Source organism: Pseudoalteromonas sp. '520P1 No. 423' (assembly GCF_001269985.1).
Taxonomy (GTDB): Bacteria; Pseudomonadota; Gammaproteobacteria; order Enterobacterales; family Alteromonadaceae; genus Pseudoalteromonas.
This window is the reverse complement of sequence record NZ_BBZB01000001.1, coordinates 1,825,932-1,840,517: the sequence shown is the minus strand read 5'-3', so window position 1 is coordinate 1,840,517 and position 14,586 is coordinate 1,825,932. Positions and strand designations below refer to the sequence as shown.

Sequence of the window (14,586 nt, the reverse complement as noted above, 5' to 3'; positions counted from 1 at the left end):
ACCTTAAAATCCTTGATGCTTAAAAATAAGAGTTTAAATACTAATTCTGTGAAAAAAAAAACTGAAATATAACTCCACATCGCTAATGGTAAACTATTATGCTGTTTAGGATTAAGAATACTAATAACCACTTCAGGTTCACTTTCCATTAGCTAACAAAGAACATCAACGACTTAATATCACTAATGATTATTTAATAGGAAATAACAATGAGTTGGGAAAGCATTGGTACAGCAGTATTAGCTGGAGGCATGGCAGGTCAGCTTGTCACACTATTTTGGGGAAACCGATTAACAGAAAAGCGTGAATTCAACAAATGGTTAGAGCAAGAACGTTATAAGCTTTTTGGCACTCTAGTGTCTAAGGCATCTCATACACCAAAAAATCAAACATCACTTGATAATTGGACATATGAAATTAGGGATATTTCTCAACAAATTCATATATTATTTAAAGATGGCACCGCTCCTAAAAATTTAGAAAACACTATGGAAATAGTATTTAGGTTAGCTAAAGAGAAAAAAATGCTTCAACTACTCCTGACTTTAATCAAACAACCTGGAGGGCCAATATGCGACAGGCTGTAAGTGACATGCGCAAAGATATGTCATCATCGATTAAAGTACATTAATTCTTCTAGTTGTACAAAAAGCAAATAAGGCATTTAATCCATTGCATTAAACGCTTTTATAAACGGCTTATGGTGAGGATGAAAGCGTATATGGCCTTTAGCATTTAATCGCTTCCTTCGTTGATTAAACGGCTTGGTTATATACCCCCAATTTGCGCTTTTCGAAAAATAGATGACGTAATCAATCTTGGCATCGCCCCACTTATTTTCAACAATATGAGATTCATCTGCCGACTCAACAGTTTTAATTTGAATACGATAGAAGTTAACGCCATCACTAACTAGTAGGTCTGTTTTCATATCATGGTCAATTACAGGAACAAAAACTTCCCAGCCATCATAGGTAAACCAACTGGCGGCTAACGTTTCAAAAGAGGTGTTTTTATAGTACTGATTTGCGGGTGCTGTGCGGTTTTCGTTTTTAACAGGCATAGTTATATCCGATATAAAATTAATGCCGCATGCCAGTGGGTCTTCAGCTAGCGGAAAGGAATTCCGCTTGGAATTTCCCTAATTTAATATCACCATACAACCGTGTGGTTTGTATCTAATAACGAAGGCTGCCCGCCTTGCACTTTCCCTAAAGGGGTCATATGCATTAACACTATTATCAGACTTTAGAGCCTGTGATAAAGCTTACAATTAATCTAGCAAACATTATGATTTTAGGCAACTATGGAACTAACGCCCCTACCGACAAGTAATAACTTCATGTATTAACGCCGGCTGCTCTTATTTTCTTAATTTCAACAGGACTAAACCCTTTTCGTAATAGTGGAAATTCATTCAAGTAAATCTTGACTTCATTGCCATCACCCAGCAACAAATACGTGCTACCCGAATTTGTGAACACTCGATTTTCTTCCTGTATTATTGTTTTTATTAATGACGAACAAACGTAATCACCAGGGGAAAACCTCATGGTTTCATCGTGAACTACTATCCCCCAGACAACAGAGCCTTGGTACTGTTCTTCAGAAAAATTACGTTCACATATTCCAACGATAAACCACTCTCTAATTTCCGTAATCATACTCACACCTTTGGCAATACCAATAGTTTTTTAGCAAACTCTAATGACATCGGCAGCTGATTCCTATATTTCAAAAGCCAGCCATGCCCACCTAGCTCTCTGTCTATTTGCGATAATGAGCTATATATCGGTTTTAACGACATGAGTTGGGCGACTAAAACGATGTCTCGTGCACTCCAATCAACGCTTGGATAATAAATACGAGATTGTGGAGGTGGCAAATGTTGATATAACCAGTCTTTATCGTTTTTATATAGCCACATATACGCGCCACAGTGCTCTTTAATATAGTTTCTGGGTTTTCCTGGATGTGAGACCGTAAACGCCAATAACTCTTTCTGATGAGCCATTAAGCGCCTGACCATCAGTAAATGATGACGCCACTGTGATAGTCCTTGGTGACTTTGAATGATTTGCTCAACTGCACCGACTGAAATATCAAGCTCATTTGCGATGACTTCACGGTGTATACCGTAAAAAGCCTTTCGCCAAACCGTGCGTTCAATATCAGCAGAAATGTGCTGACGCCGCCTTTCTATCTCAATGTTATTTCGTAAAGCTAGTTGCTTCAGATAGCCAATACTGCATGATAGCTGGGAAGCGACACTTCTCATTGAGTTGCCTGCAAATAGCAGTTCAAGTGCACGCTCTTCAATATTTCTTGCTGGCTTTACTTTAGCCTCGCACTCTTGTTCAGCTTCAGCTGGCCCGTTAAAAAATTCTTCCGGCGTTCTACTCAGAAAAGCCATTAGCAACACATGTTTGATGTAATGCATATTTCTGGGCTTGTGAACCATGATAGGAACAAACTGAAAACCTTTTAGCTCTAGAGGTAGTACTGGCTCAATAGAGCAAAATAACGAGTGCCAATAAGAAAGCAGTTGTGGTTTTAAAATTCTCCAGCGTATATGACCATTACTAGTTAATAACTCTCTGTCTGATAACCATTGTTGGTACAATTTATTGAGCGGTGTGATTGGCGTAAAGACGCAAAGAAGCTCATGTAATTTTTCAATGTAACGGCTAAGAGTTTTCTCAGTAATATTTGAAGGCTTTATTTCTTCATCTTTTTCCCATAAAGGCAAAACATATTGATGATTTATTCCACCCTCACCTGTTTTGTGAACGGCCAATCTAACGCCGTGCTTAGGGCAAACTGATACACCATGATATTGATGAATAATATGCCAATACGGAACGCCATACTTAGCCTCATCAGCTATAACACACAATGGACACGCTTTTATCTCTTGAGCAAAAGTAAGCTTAGAAACGGCAAGTAAGCTTGAGCCAAAAGCCCTCTCTCCTGTTTCAGTGCTTGTATTGATAAGTCGCTCACGCGACTTAATATCAATTAGCCCTAACCCAAACAATACATGCCCTGTGGCTTTTACACGTACTTCATCTATTGAATGAGCCGTCAGCTCTGCAAAAGCAGTTAAACGCCCAGGAAGTATTACATTAATCCGTACATGCTTTACATTAAACATTTCTTTATTCGTTTCACCCCAAGAGCAGTAAGGCGATTGTAAATAAGCTCTCGCAACAAGACTATATGCGCATTCACCCGGAAACCAAACAAGCTGATTCATAAGCTTCATCCTTTATCTGATGGCTGTTTATAAACTGCATAGCAAGCAAATGAACCAATGGATGTATAGGAGTCGCTTTACCGTTACACATGGTTAAACGAGAACTACGCATCATCGAAGGTACGAGCAAGCCGTTAGTCCCACTAAAATTATTAAACCAACTCTTAATTTCTGAAGGTGAATAGTAGGCGAGAAATTTACCACGCCAACTGCTTAATTTTTTTTGCTCTGCCATCGTGTTTTGCAAATTAGGAGGAATCCCTATTTGAGAGCACAAATTCAATTGATGTTGGTGTAATAAATCCATTTCAGGTTCATTATTTACTAACTGTAAAATAGCCTCCTCAATCACGGCCATGTTGTCAGTGAATAGTCCATCATAACTACTTAGCCAAAAGCCGCAGCACGGACAGAGATTATCTATAGGAGGTACTTGCTGGTCTTTAATATGTGTAACCTGCCACCCGCATTCAGCACATTCCTCAACCAACCCAAGGGAGTGTTTTTTACAATGAAATACGCCCGGCAACTGATGGTCTCGATGATAATACGGCATTCCAAAAGAGGCTTCATCTACAACAACACAATCCGGACACCAACGCCAACGTTTAGGGTGTACACTCGCTAGCGCAGTAAATCTTGGTTTTATTTTATTATCTAACCACTGCTTTCGCTCTGCTGAAGTTAAATAGGCCAACTCTAGATTTATAATGCTATGCTTTCTGACACTCTCATCATTAATGCTTTTTCCAATAACATCCAAAATGTTCAGCGTGCATGAGTTAAATAGCCTATGTGGGCCTTGTGCATCAACGCTTAACCCCATTTCTTTATAACTATGAGCCATTGCTCCTGTTCCTGTTAAATAGTGCCATCTAGCAGGAGCTGCTAAGATATCTTCCCCAGGAAACAGTGTTTGTAAGCTATTCATGATTTTCTCCATCAATTAACGCCATAAAGTTATCTGGTGATAATTTACTGGATGCTTCAGAGGCTTCTACTTGATGATGAGAAATCTTATCTTGGGGTGAAGCCAACTGGTATTGCCCCGTTTTCAGGTGTTCCGTTTTCTCCTGCCATAACTGATACACTTTTTCTGCTTCTTTATTCAACTCAGCAAGCTTCTCTTCTCCTGCACTTTTAGGATTAATTTCCTTGAGTAACTTAATAGGTTTAAAGTCCTCAAACTTGTCATATTCTTCTTCTATCAATGCGGCCATTGGTCCATGCAATAGTTTAAATTGTTGTTCAAAGACAAAATCAAAAGCACCTGTTGTCAGACATTGTCCGCCTGTATCGTGATAGCTTAAGAAACGTAGGGTCGATTGAACTAAGCTAACGGCAATTGCAGGGATACCAGCTGTAAGACCATGAAGGTGTGTTCTTAAAATGAATAACTCATCTTTTGAGTAAGTAGCTCCAACGGCCTTAAATAACTGATCAGTTAACCTTATCCAAAATGAACTATCGAGAGGAGAACCTAGAAGGATCATAGATCCACATCTTATGGTCCGCCGAGTGATAGTCACTTCTTTTTCGAATAAAGATAACGTACTCAACGTGCCTACAAATATACTCGATACACCCAAAGTATTAATTAATTCTTCAACAAATTTCATTGAAGTTTTTTCTTGCGAGCCAATTTTTAAATCTTTCGCTGCGGGTGCAAAATTCTGAGCTTCATCAATAATAAACGCACCGATGTGATGTACGACAACAGCTTTTCGAACCGCATTCATAAGCTCAAATACTGAGCTGTTTCGGTTTACATACGCATATGACTTTCGACTTACACCACTTAATTCATCACCAATTACCTCATCAATAGCTTGGAGTATGGAAATCAAAAAGGCTTTTTGTCCAACTCTATCGTGATGCTCTACATAGATATATGTGATCTGCATATCAGTAAAAGTGGCTTTTTCGCCGTTTAGAACAATATGAGTCTGGTGTATTATCTTCTGCCGGATATGTTCAAGTGCCATTTTTACCATTGCACTTTTTCCTCTACCTGAAAGACCTGCGATTAAATAGCTAAAACTATTTTCTAGCATATTCAAACGTTTGATATTTAGTGCCTTTAACGGCTGATCCTTGTCTCGCTCTATCGCCGCCAACATACGACCAATTTCAGGTTCGTTCGGATTACGTCCTAGGTAACCATATTCAATTCCATGACGTAAGGTTTCATAAACATCGACCATCTCATCCTGGCAAACATGAAGACTAAATAGATTTAAAATAACTGAGCGGTTATAATAACCATGCAAATCACTGGGCACACCTGTTAGGTCTAACCCGCCATCAAATGGCTTGTTAGATACTTCTTGTATTTCTTTTATAGTTAAAGGGTATCCCATCCCCTCAACCAAGGGGTTACCTCGGTAACTTTCGTTAGGGTGATTGATATAATGTGGTTTAGACATGTTCGTTCTCCTTTAGAGGAACAGCGTTAGGATTAGACCATGCAGCATCAATGGTATAGCTCATGGTTGGTTGAGAAGGTTGTGTAGTAGAAAAGGCTGTTTGTTGCTGCTGATGGTATTCGAATTTTTGTTGGTCCCCCATCAAAGCTCCATTTTGTTTAGTGCCTTGTGTCGGAGATTTTGCTCGTGACGTTTCAACTTGTTTTTTCATCCGCTTCAATAGTCTTTCTTGAGACCTTAAATCCATTCGAAACAAAATTTTTGCAAATTGATTACGTTCATCAAGTAATGCTAATTCATGCTTAATAAACTCTATGCGGTGCATAACATTCAACCAGGTTTGATTTTTAAACGCTTCACTTCTATCTGTTAAATCGAGTTTAAATAGCTCCTTTGTTTCGTCATTACGCCACCAGATTGAGTTTGTGGAAACATCGGTATAGCGGATTTTTACCTTTTCACGACTCCCATTCTTAGCCTCATCCATCAAACCTAAGCGTTCAAATTCCTTAGAGTTGTAGTAAAGGTTTTTATAGAAAACGCCTTTCCCTTGAATAACAGCGTTGTCTTCAGGTAGTAAAGCATATATCAAGCGTTGTTGTGAGACCTGACGGGTAATTACACGATGCTTTAACCCATAATTCCAAGCGTCGAGAGAGGTAAAGTCCACACCATCTCTTTCCATTTCAAATGTACGCCCATTGGTTCGTTTTGTGTGATTATTTGATAGTATGATGGTCTTGATTATCTGACGTACCAGCGATTTATAGGTATAAATCTGTTTACGACTTGCATGTTGCTCATCAAATTTTTTAACCTTTTCAACTTTACCTGCTGTTGGCGATAAAGTTTTAGACTGAACCGTATCAAATGACTTCTCTACAGTCCCTTTTGCACTGCCCATATGGTAAGCATTCAAGTTCATAACACTTAACCCTATTTGACCTTTAAGAGTAGACTCTAAATTCCCGTCATTGTTTTCAGTTCCTCTATCGAGTGTTAGTTGCTGACTTACATGATGACAAGGCCATTCACCATCCTTAAGTGCATAGCCAAACTTTGCACAAAATGCTTTCTTGTCTGTAAAAGCATTTAATAGTGCTTGGCTTGCTCCTGTCCAATCTGGGCCATGAAAGCAAACGTGCATACCTACAATCATTCCAGTAACAACATCAATCACTAGATATAAAATAGGACGCCCTATTGAGTAATCTTCATTGGAGTACTCATATCTCACATAGACATCAATAACCGTACTATCGATTTCATAACGACTTGTTGGCCCCCTAAGACCATGGTGCGCAGAGCCCGGCTTTGCTTCGTTATCTCTTAAGTAGTTTTTATTACCTACTTTTTTCTTTAACCAAACAAGCGCTGGTACAATTTTTTTGAGCTGACGTTTAAAAGCACGAGGGGAAATTAAATGTCGCCTTTCAAGAACCATTGAAAACGGCTCTGCAATATCATTTTTTGTCGCCCCTTTGGGCTTCACTTTAAAGGTATAAAACTTGCCAATAAAATCATCATATAGCGTGCTTAGTACTGTTTCCTGGCCATTCTTGATATCTGTCTTGGCAAACTTTTTTATATTTTCTACATCCCATCGCGTCACATGCCGATAAGCATTTCCATAGACGGTAGCAATACCTGGCTTACTGGCTAGGTCTGGATAACCATCATCAAGATAACGGGGTTTATCTTGTAATTTATGAAATTTACCACACTCATAATAACGAGGGAGAAGCGCCTCTTTAGTGCCACCATAAAAAAAATATCGATTAAGATTTCCTGTAACATACTTGCGGCTTTTACCGGACTTCTCTTCTAATTCTTTTAAAATACCTTTGGAGCTACCATACAAATATGAATGCAGTTTTTCAGGGGTTTCAACTAATGGCTTAAGGCATTCGTAAGCATCATCTTGCATCTGAATTGGATCTTTAACTTTAGCTTTTTTAAGGGCTGAAGCTAATGTAGACGTCTTGCAATAAAGCGTATCTGGAAAGTCATGCTCTACTATCTGCCATTCTTTTCGCTTAATCTTTCCAAGAACGTACTCAATTTTGTGAGTCGTAGGACGTTTAGGACATTTTCTGTTCAAGTCAGATACTGCTATAAGCCCATTGCCTTCATCTTCATCGATTCCGACAATAAGGAGTTCAACATGCTCGCTTTTAGCGCCAATAGAGACTATTTTTTGATTAACTAGCATGACGAAGCTCCTTAACCATCGATAAAGGGCGATTCAGGTCAATGAGCTCTAGCCAATCAATTGTAAGTGCACGATTATAAACAAACATTTGGAATAAGAACTGGCTTTGAAATAGTTCTATGCCAAGCTCAGCAGCAGTCATTTCAATGATTTTATATACCGTCACATCAGGATAATTTTCAAAGTTAATACGAAAGCACGTTAGCGCGATAACTTTGAATTCTTCACTTACATTAAATTCATCTTCATGTTCCTTGTATTCCCTTAAGTAACGTAGGTTATTCGTGACATTTGAATGGAAACTCAACTCGGTAAGTTGGGTCCAACTTATTTTGTTTTTCTTACAATACTTACGTTCAATCTTTGCTTTTGCCTCCGTTCTAGCCACAGATTGTGGACTTGTTAACTTTGGGTTTAGTGCATCAGCATATTTGAAGTTATAGGCATGAAGCGAATTATCTTGGTGCTTAACGACATAATCCAGCGTCATGGTTTTTGCTGGCCTGTGGCCATCAAAATCTTCAGCTTCTTGATAAGAGCCAGGGTGAACAATGTTTAAATCGACGGCATATTTAAGTGTATCTTCAATGGGAAGTGGATATTGGTCAAAGATATCTTTAACAATGTTATTGGCTTCAAAGTGAAAGAAAGGAACAAGCTCACCGCGACTTAAGAAATGATGTGTTCGACCAGTTTCATGCGAATATATAATTTGCCCTTGGCCAATTGTGTGCGATTGCCGCACAGTAACAAAAGGACGATATCCTTCTTTTTTAACAAGAGCGATATAACGCTCAATTTTGTTCTTTTCTTTTTGGGTAATGATTGGTTGTGTAACTGGTAATTTCATTTTTTTGATCTCAAGTTAAATTTAGAGATCACTTATTATATAGCTGAAAACGATTTACACAACAAGCTAGTTCCTTGATATTATTACAATAAATATATATAACTGTTAATAATTTAAATTGTACATATTTTGCACAGGTAGGAATTTCAACAACTTAACCATCGTTTATTAGCAACTGTTAATTATTAGAATATTAAGTTTTAGACCAAAAAGGAATAAGAAGAAGAAGGTGGGTTTAAAATCGGTCTGAAAATAGTAATAAATATTTGTTAAGAGCTACCCCAAATGAACTGTCATGAAAAAATTCAGCTAATTTCCTTTAAAAGAGAAGGAAGAAATGCCCCTTCCATACCGCCATAATATTTAAGGTAGACATATAGAAAATCTTCGAGTACTGTATATTAAAACAGTACCCAATAGGTATGGTATTACATCTACTCCTTTTAATTAAAAATATTTAGGTATCCGTTGTTCGAATTCATAAACTCTTTGATAGAAAAGGTGGTAACTCATTGGCATGTAAGGTTTAATACGTATAACGTGAAACTTTATATGTAATAAGTGTTGAAAGTATATGATCCACACTGATGTTGGCCCGTTAGATGGTGATAAATGGGAAAGCCTAATTCAAGCTGTATTTAAAAAAAAATATGATACCTATCAAGATATGGTCGCATCTCCAGGTGATCTTGGAATTGAAGGTTTCGTGCTTGATGGAGGTATTGTCATTCAGTGTTATTGCCCTGACGAACATTACGATACAAAAACATTACATGAAAAGCAACGCGACAAAATTACTAAGGATATAAAAAAGCTATCGCTAAATGAGAAGGAGCTAATTAAACACATTGGTGATTGTGAAATTACTCAATGGTTATTTATTACTCCCAGAATAGCTAAGCATGACATTTATGCTCATGCGAGAATAAAGGAAGAAGAAGTTAAAAATGCTGGCCTCGACTTCATCGCCAGTAATTTTCAAATACTCGTAAAAGATCTTGATTTCTATATTCAAGATATCAGGCAGCAACAAATGGTAGGTGGTGAGCAATTAAGTTTTACCAGCCATTATGGCGAAGTAATTACAGAGCCTGAATTAACCACAGAATACGATAATAACATTAAAGAGAAAAATGAGATAAGAAGTGTCGTTAATGAAGTATACAAGCCTAAAAATCATAGCCGATTGAACGAGCTCACAAAGAAAAACTACTTAAGCGGCTACGATATTCTAAGGCGTATATTTACCCAGTCACCTGAGCTATATGAACGTATTGCAAAACTAGTTAATAATTTTGAGGATGATGTTGAAGAACTGTCAATGACATGGGAAGAGAGCCCTCAAAAATTGGTTGGATGGGTAGAAGATAAATTGATAGAAAGGTTTTGTAAAGATCCACATATATCATCAATAGAGCATGAGGATTTAATGTCAATTACTAAGCACATGGTTGCTAGATGGATTGCAGAATGTCCAATGAGGATTGAATGATGAGTAGACTGAGATTTTCTCGAAAGAAAACATCAGTGATTCCTGAACTTCGGCCTATGTATAAAGTAGGAAAGCTGTTATTGATTTTAAAGCTTTGTTGCAGTGGTGGTAAAGCAAGTCTATTAAAGCTCCATCTGTTTAACTGGGCTATGTTAGAGCCTGAACGGCTAAAAACTCTCCAGCTTTCAGCTGAAAGGAAAAATTTATTGCTAGGAGTTTGGGGAATAGATCCCTCATTAAATATGGCTCTATGCTATGCAACCTCTGAAGGGTTACTTTCAAGAACGGCAAATGGGGCTTATAAGTTAACTCCTAAAGCTGAGTCCTTTATCTCGGGGGCAGATTTAATGAACCTGTTTGATACTGAAGTTAATGAATTAAACATCATAGCAAAGAAAATTACTGAAACTATGGTGACTCAAGCAGCAAAAAGGTGGGTAGATGAAGTTTAATCAATTATTTGTAAAGTTAACTGATATTCAGAATCAGGACTATGGGTATAAAATAAAATTTAAGCCTGGCCTTAATATTATTCGTGGCGACAACTCATCAGGAAAAAGTACATTTGTTAACTCTCTAATCTACGCCCTTGGGATGGAAGAGATCATAGGCTCTAAAGGAAATGCAGCTTTACCTTACGCTCTAAAAGATCGATTCGACTTAAATGGTAGTGAAAAACGAGTTCTTAGTTCAACTGTTTACTTAGAAGTTGAAAATAAACTCGGAAAGGTGATTACGTTAAAACGAGCTATCAAATCAGCTGATGTCAATACGAAGTTAATTCAAATTATCGACGGTGCATATTTAACAGATACCTCTTCAATCAATTTAAAAAGTCAGTATACATTCTTACATGACGGGGGCTCAGCTCAAGACAAACAACGTGGTTTTTTTGCATATTTAGAGCAGTTTTTAGGCCTTGATTTGCCGAGTTTATCTGATAATAAAGGTAAAGAAACAAAGTTATATTTACAATCAGTGTTCTCTGCTCTGATAGTAGAACAGAAGAGAGGTTGGACAGATTATATTGCTAATATTCCATATTATGGAGTTAGCGCCATGAGAGAGAAGGTGGCAAGCTATTTATTAGATCTTGATAGCTTCAGAAATGCAAAGACACTTAATGAGCTCCAATCTCAACGTTCTAGTCTTATCAGTGAATGGTCAGAGCTTGTGACTGAAATTAAGATTGAGGTAGAAAATAAATATTTATCTATTTCAGGAATTAATAAAGTCCCATCGGTCGATTTTGATCCTAGATTAGTCATGATTGGCGAGAGAAATGGAGCAGATGTTTTACCTTTTGAATCTGTAAAAGCCAATCTTAGGAATGAGATGCATGAAATAATTCAAAATGAAAAGTCTCAGCTTTCCGAGGCCCCTTATGTTCTAGTCCAAAAAATAGAAACAACACAAAATAGGATGGAAGAGTTATTGGTCATGCAGAGTATGTGCGGCAGCCAAATTAAAATTAATGAGTCCCAATTTGGTCAGTATTTAGGGAGCTTAGAAAGTATTGAAAAGGACTTAAAAGCTAATAAGTTAACCGAAAAGCTTGTCAAATTCGGGGCCGATGAATCAGATTTAGATTTTGCTAAAGGAAAATGCCATACCTGTATGAATCCTATCGACGATATTTTAATTTCGCCGGATAGTGTAGCTATGCCAATGTCGCTTGATGAAAATATTACTCATCTTGATAACCAGAAAAAGATGACGAAATCCATTATTGAGGGGTTAGATAAAAATATTGAAAGAGACAAGGCTCAGCTGCTAACAATTAATAGAGAAGTTATTAAGTTTAGGAAAGAATTGGTCTCTTTGAAAAAAGATATAAAGTCTACAAATAGTGTCAAAGAAACTGATGTTAGGCGAAAAATAAACCTAGAAAATAGATTATCAGGGCTTACTGAAATTGAAGAAAGAGTAGAAAATAAGCTTGAAAAACTGGTTGAATTATCCACTATATATAAAAACTTAAATGGAAATATTGCTAGCTTATCTAAATATAGTTTTACTCAAAGTGACTGGAAAAAAATCAACTCATTTTCTAATGAGTTCAAACAACTTGCAGCTAAATTTGGCTACCGTAGTGCTGATGTTAATGAAATAGAAGTTAAACCAGATACATTGCTTCCTTACTTGAAAGATCTAGAATTACGGGAAAGAGTAGACACGCCAACAGAGGCAGCTAATAAGAAAAACTCAAATTCAGCTGATATCAAGTCGGATTCATCGGCAAGTGATTTTGTAAGATTAATTTGGTCATATTTAATAGCGTTATATAAAGCATCTAATTCTACAAATGGAAACCACCTCGGTTTAATATTATTTGATGAACCTGCTCAACACTCTATGAGCACTAGAAGTGTGAATAAGATGCTTGATACTTTATCAACGACACAAGGCTTACAAAGTATTGTTGCAGCGTCATTTGATGAAAATGACGAAACATACGCAGCATCGGTTGCTGGATTAAATACTAACAGTTTTAAGCTTGAGTATTTACCTAGAAAAGTCATTACTAAATTATAAAGCAGTAATAATTCTAGTAAATTGCTATAAACACCTGCTTCTTGATGTCAATTTTAATCAAGAGGCAGGTGTATCGCGCTATATACTTACCAATGAATATAGTTATTGTCGAACAAAACTAGGTTCGCTTAAAAAAGATAAAACTAACAAGCTGTATTTAGTTAATACAATTATTGAATAGGTGTTCTGAACATGCAATTGGCAACATTATTGAGAGATATGTTTTTAGGTGATGATCACCCTGGACGTGCAACAGTTTTTTCCAAAATAAAGAAACAGCCCGATGAAGCATTTCATACCTTAAACTTAGAAGACGCTGATAATCATTTGTTGCAGTACTTAATGTGGCCAATGAATACATTCCATCTGATAGCTCGAATATTTGATACACAGGACGAGTATCAGAAAATAGTATCTATAGAAAATGAAGTCGATTACCTAAAACAGCTAAAAACAGGTAACCATGCAAGAAACTGGTCTACCACACTACTTGATGCCCAGGGACTCAACGAAATTAGGGTCAGTCCAAGGTTTTATGGACTCTTGTTTAATTTATTTAATGGAAGCAAAGCTAAGCTCCATGTTGAAGATCTATTAAAGAGGCCTGAATATCTAAAATTGCTTTTTGAACTATATGTTGCAAGCGATGAATGCGCATACCTATTACGGAATGAGATATACCGAACTAATAATAGCCTTATCAATAGCTATGCAGAATCACTAATTGCAAGAAAAGAACGTTCAATTATTTCTAGCTTATCTCAATGTAAGAAAAGAAATGGTGTAATTCAGTTTAAGAGTCATACCCCACAAGCAGGCATATCCTTAAATAGCTTAAGCCATAATTTAGCTTACATTAAACCAGGAATTGAGGTAGCAGCCCTTGTTGGAAGCTCAATTGAATTAATCCAACCTGACTCATACAATGTATTGGTTCTTCCTTGGCCCCTAGAGGTAAAAGATGAGTTTTTTAAACAAGATGATAAGCCAACTTTACAAATGAATGATGAATTTGCTTTCTTTGAATATAAGAACAATCAACCAATTACGCATCAGATGATCGAGTATGCTATTGAATCATCAGGAGAACAAACCTCATTAGACCTTATCGTGATTCCAGAGTGTGCGGTTAACTCTAATGATAAAATTAAAATTCTCAGCGGGCTAAGAGATTATTTTTCAGAAAAAAGCATTAATCCTCCAGTAATAATATTTGGTGTTTTTGGTGACGGTGATAATGTAGAAAGTTACGGTGAAAATAGCTTGGAACTACTTTATCAGAACCGATTTGTCGCACATTATGTAGCAGAGAATCAAAAAAAACACCATCGATGGGCTCTGGATGAAACTCAGCTAAACACATACGGATTAGGCCATATACTCAGTACCGATAAAGTGAAGTGGTGGGAAAGCTGTTCAATTGGAGACCGAAAGCTTATTTCTTATCGAGATGAGCGTATCCATATATGTCCTCTAATTTGTGAAGACTTAGCAAGGCAGGATCCTATAGCTCCTATCGTTCGCGCTTTAGGCCCTGATCTTGTCATTGCTCTTTTACTTGATGGTCCTCAATTGAAGGATCGCTGGTCTGGAAGGTATTCATCTGCTTTAGTTGATGAGCCTGGCTGTAGTGTTCTGTCTATCTCACCATACGGTATGACACAGCGCTCAACGAATGGCGGAAAGTACCCTAAAAGTTCAACAGTAGCTCTTTGGAATGATACAGCATCCTCACATGAACTAGAATTAGAGCCAGCTAAAGTTGGCCTTTTGTTAAAGTTAAGGTGTAGTGGTACAGTAGTTTTGGCCACCTAA

Annotated in this window: 12 protein-coding genes; 5 read left to right on the top strand and 7 right to left on the bottom strand. The window is 37.2% G+C overall.

Annotation, left to right across the window (positions count from 1 at the left end; translation table 11 throughout):
- Positions 1-209 precede the first annotated feature (209 nt).
- Complete coding sequence (locus PSA_RS08465) at positions 210-587, top strand: hypothetical protein (RefSeq protein ID WP_042153092.1); 378 nt, start codon at positions 210-212, stop codon at positions 585-587.
- A gap of 77 nt (positions 588-664) precedes the next feature.
- Here the strand turns inward: PSA_RS08465 and PSA_RS08460 are convergent, their stop codons facing one another.
- The 7 genes from PSA_RS08460 to PSA_RS08430 all read right to left on the bottom strand — a co-directional run bounded on the left by PSA_RS08460 (position 665) and on the right by PSA_RS08430 (position 8,744).
- On the bottom strand, positions 665-1,063 hold the full coding sequence (locus PSA_RS08460; RefSeq protein WP_042153093.1) for a hypothetical protein: 399 nt from the start codon (positions 1,061-1,063) through the stop codon (positions 665-667).
- Positions 1,064-1,340: 277 nt separating this feature from the next.
- A complete protein-coding gene (locus PSA_RS08455) occupies positions 1,341-1,664 on the bottom strand; it encodes a hypothetical protein (protein WP_042153097.1) in 324 nt (107 codons plus the stop codon).
- Positions 1,665-1,666: 2 nt separating this feature from the next.
- Positions 1,667-3,256: a TnsD family Tn7-like transposition protein gene (locus tag PSA_RS08450; protein WP_052380274.1), complete on the bottom strand. Its 1,590-nt coding sequence runs from the start codon at positions 3,254-3,256 to the stop codon at positions 1,667-1,669.
- Entirely contained in the window at positions 3,228-4,187 is a 960-nt protein-coding gene (locus PSA_RS08445) for a TniQ family protein (protein WP_127924253.1), read from the bottom strand. The genes PSA_RS08450 and PSA_RS08445 overlap by 29 nt, the downstream gene beginning before the upstream one ends.
- Positions 4,180-5,682, bottom strand: coding sequence for an AAA family ATPase (locus tag PSA_RS08440; protein WP_052380275.1), 1,503 nt, complete (start codon positions 5,680-5,682; stop codon positions 4,180-4,182). Before PSA_RS08440 ends, PSA_RS08445 begins: the two co-directional genes overlap by 8 nt.
- Positions 5,675-7,894, bottom strand: coding sequence for a hypothetical protein (locus PSA_RS08435; RefSeq protein ID WP_042153107.1), 2,220 nt, complete (start codon positions 7,892-7,894; stop codon positions 5,675-5,677). Before PSA_RS08435 ends, PSA_RS08440 begins: the two co-directional genes overlap by 8 nt.
- Complete coding sequence (locus PSA_RS08430; protein WP_042153110.1) at positions 7,884-8,744, bottom strand: TnsA endonuclease N-terminal domain-containing protein; 861 nt, start codon at positions 8,742-8,744, stop codon at positions 7,884-7,886. The genes PSA_RS08435 and PSA_RS08430 overlap by 11 nt, the downstream gene beginning before the upstream one ends.
- A gap of 574 nt (positions 8,745-9,318) precedes the next feature.
- Between PSA_RS08430 and PSA_RS08425 the strand changes: the two genes are divergently transcribed.
- From PSA_RS08425 to PSA_RS08410, 4 genes are all read left to right on the top strand, one after another.
- Positions 9,319-10,236: a hypothetical protein gene (locus tag PSA_RS08425; protein WP_042153114.1), complete on the top strand. Its 918-nt coding sequence runs from the start codon at positions 9,319-9,321 to the stop codon at positions 10,234-10,236.
- A 35-nt stretch (positions 10,237-10,271) separates the two neighbouring features.
- The gene (locus tag PSA_RS08420; RefSeq protein ID WP_231665234.1) at positions 10,272-10,688 is read left to right on the top strand and encodes a hypothetical protein; all 417 of its coding nucleotides are present in this window, start codon (positions 10,272-10,274) and stop codon (positions 10,686-10,688) included.
- The gene (locus PSA_RS08415; RefSeq protein ID WP_042153120.1) at positions 10,678-12,771 is read left to right on the top strand and encodes a hypothetical protein; all 2,094 of its coding nucleotides are present in this window, start codon (positions 10,678-10,680) and stop codon (positions 12,769-12,771) included. Before PSA_RS08420 ends, PSA_RS08415 begins: the two co-directional genes overlap by 11 nt.
- 192 nt (positions 12,772-12,963) lie before the next feature.
- Positions 12,964-14,586 carry a hypothetical protein gene (locus tag PSA_RS08410; RefSeq protein ID WP_042153124.1) on the top strand — a complete coding sequence of 541 codons (1,623 nt, stop codon included), beginning with the start codon at positions 12,964-12,966 and terminating at the stop codon, positions 14,584-14,586.

Bases quoted from the DNA above. Each gene is read 5' to 3' on its own strand.
- PSA_RS08465 (WP_042153092.1), top strand. From the start codon at position 210: ATGAGTTGGGAAAGCATTGGTACAGCAGTATTAGCTGGAGGCATGGCA.
- PSA_RS08460 (WP_042153093.1), bottom strand. From the start codon at position 1,063: ATGCCTGTTAAAAACGAAAACCGCACAGCACCCGCAAATCAGTACTAT.
- PSA_RS08455 (WP_042153097.1), bottom strand. From the start codon at position 1,664: ATGATTACGGAAATTAGAGAGTGGTTTATCGTTGGAATATGTGAACGT.
- PSA_RS08450 (WP_052380274.1), bottom strand. From the start codon at position 3,256: ATGAATCAGCTTGTTTGGTTTCCGGGTGAATGCGCATATAGTCTTGTT.
- PSA_RS08445 (WP_127924253.1), bottom strand. From the start codon at position 4,187: ATGAATAGCTTACAAACACTGTTTCCTGGGGAAGATATCTTAGCAGCT.
- PSA_RS08440 (WP_052380275.1), bottom strand. From the start codon at position 5,682: ATGTCTAAACCACATTATATCAATCACCCTAACGAAAGTTACCGAGGT.
- PSA_RS08435 (WP_042153107.1), bottom strand. From the start codon at position 7,894: ATGCTAGTTAATCAAAAAATAGTCTCTATTGGCGCTAAAAGCGAGCAT.
- PSA_RS08430 (WP_042153110.1), bottom strand. From the start codon at position 8,744: ATGAAATTACCAGTTACACAACCAATCATTACCCAAAAAGAAAAGAAC.
- PSA_RS08425 (WP_042153114.1), top strand. From the start codon at position 9,319: ATGATCCACACTGATGTTGGCCCGTTAGATGGTGATAAATGGGAAAGC.
- PSA_RS08415 (WP_042153120.1), top strand. From the start codon at position 10,678: ATGAAGTTTAATCAATTATTTGTAAAGTTAACTGATATTCAGAATCAG.
- PSA_RS08410 (WP_042153124.1), top strand. From the start codon at position 12,964: ATGCAATTGGCAACATTATTGAGAGATATGTTTTTAGGTGATGATCAC.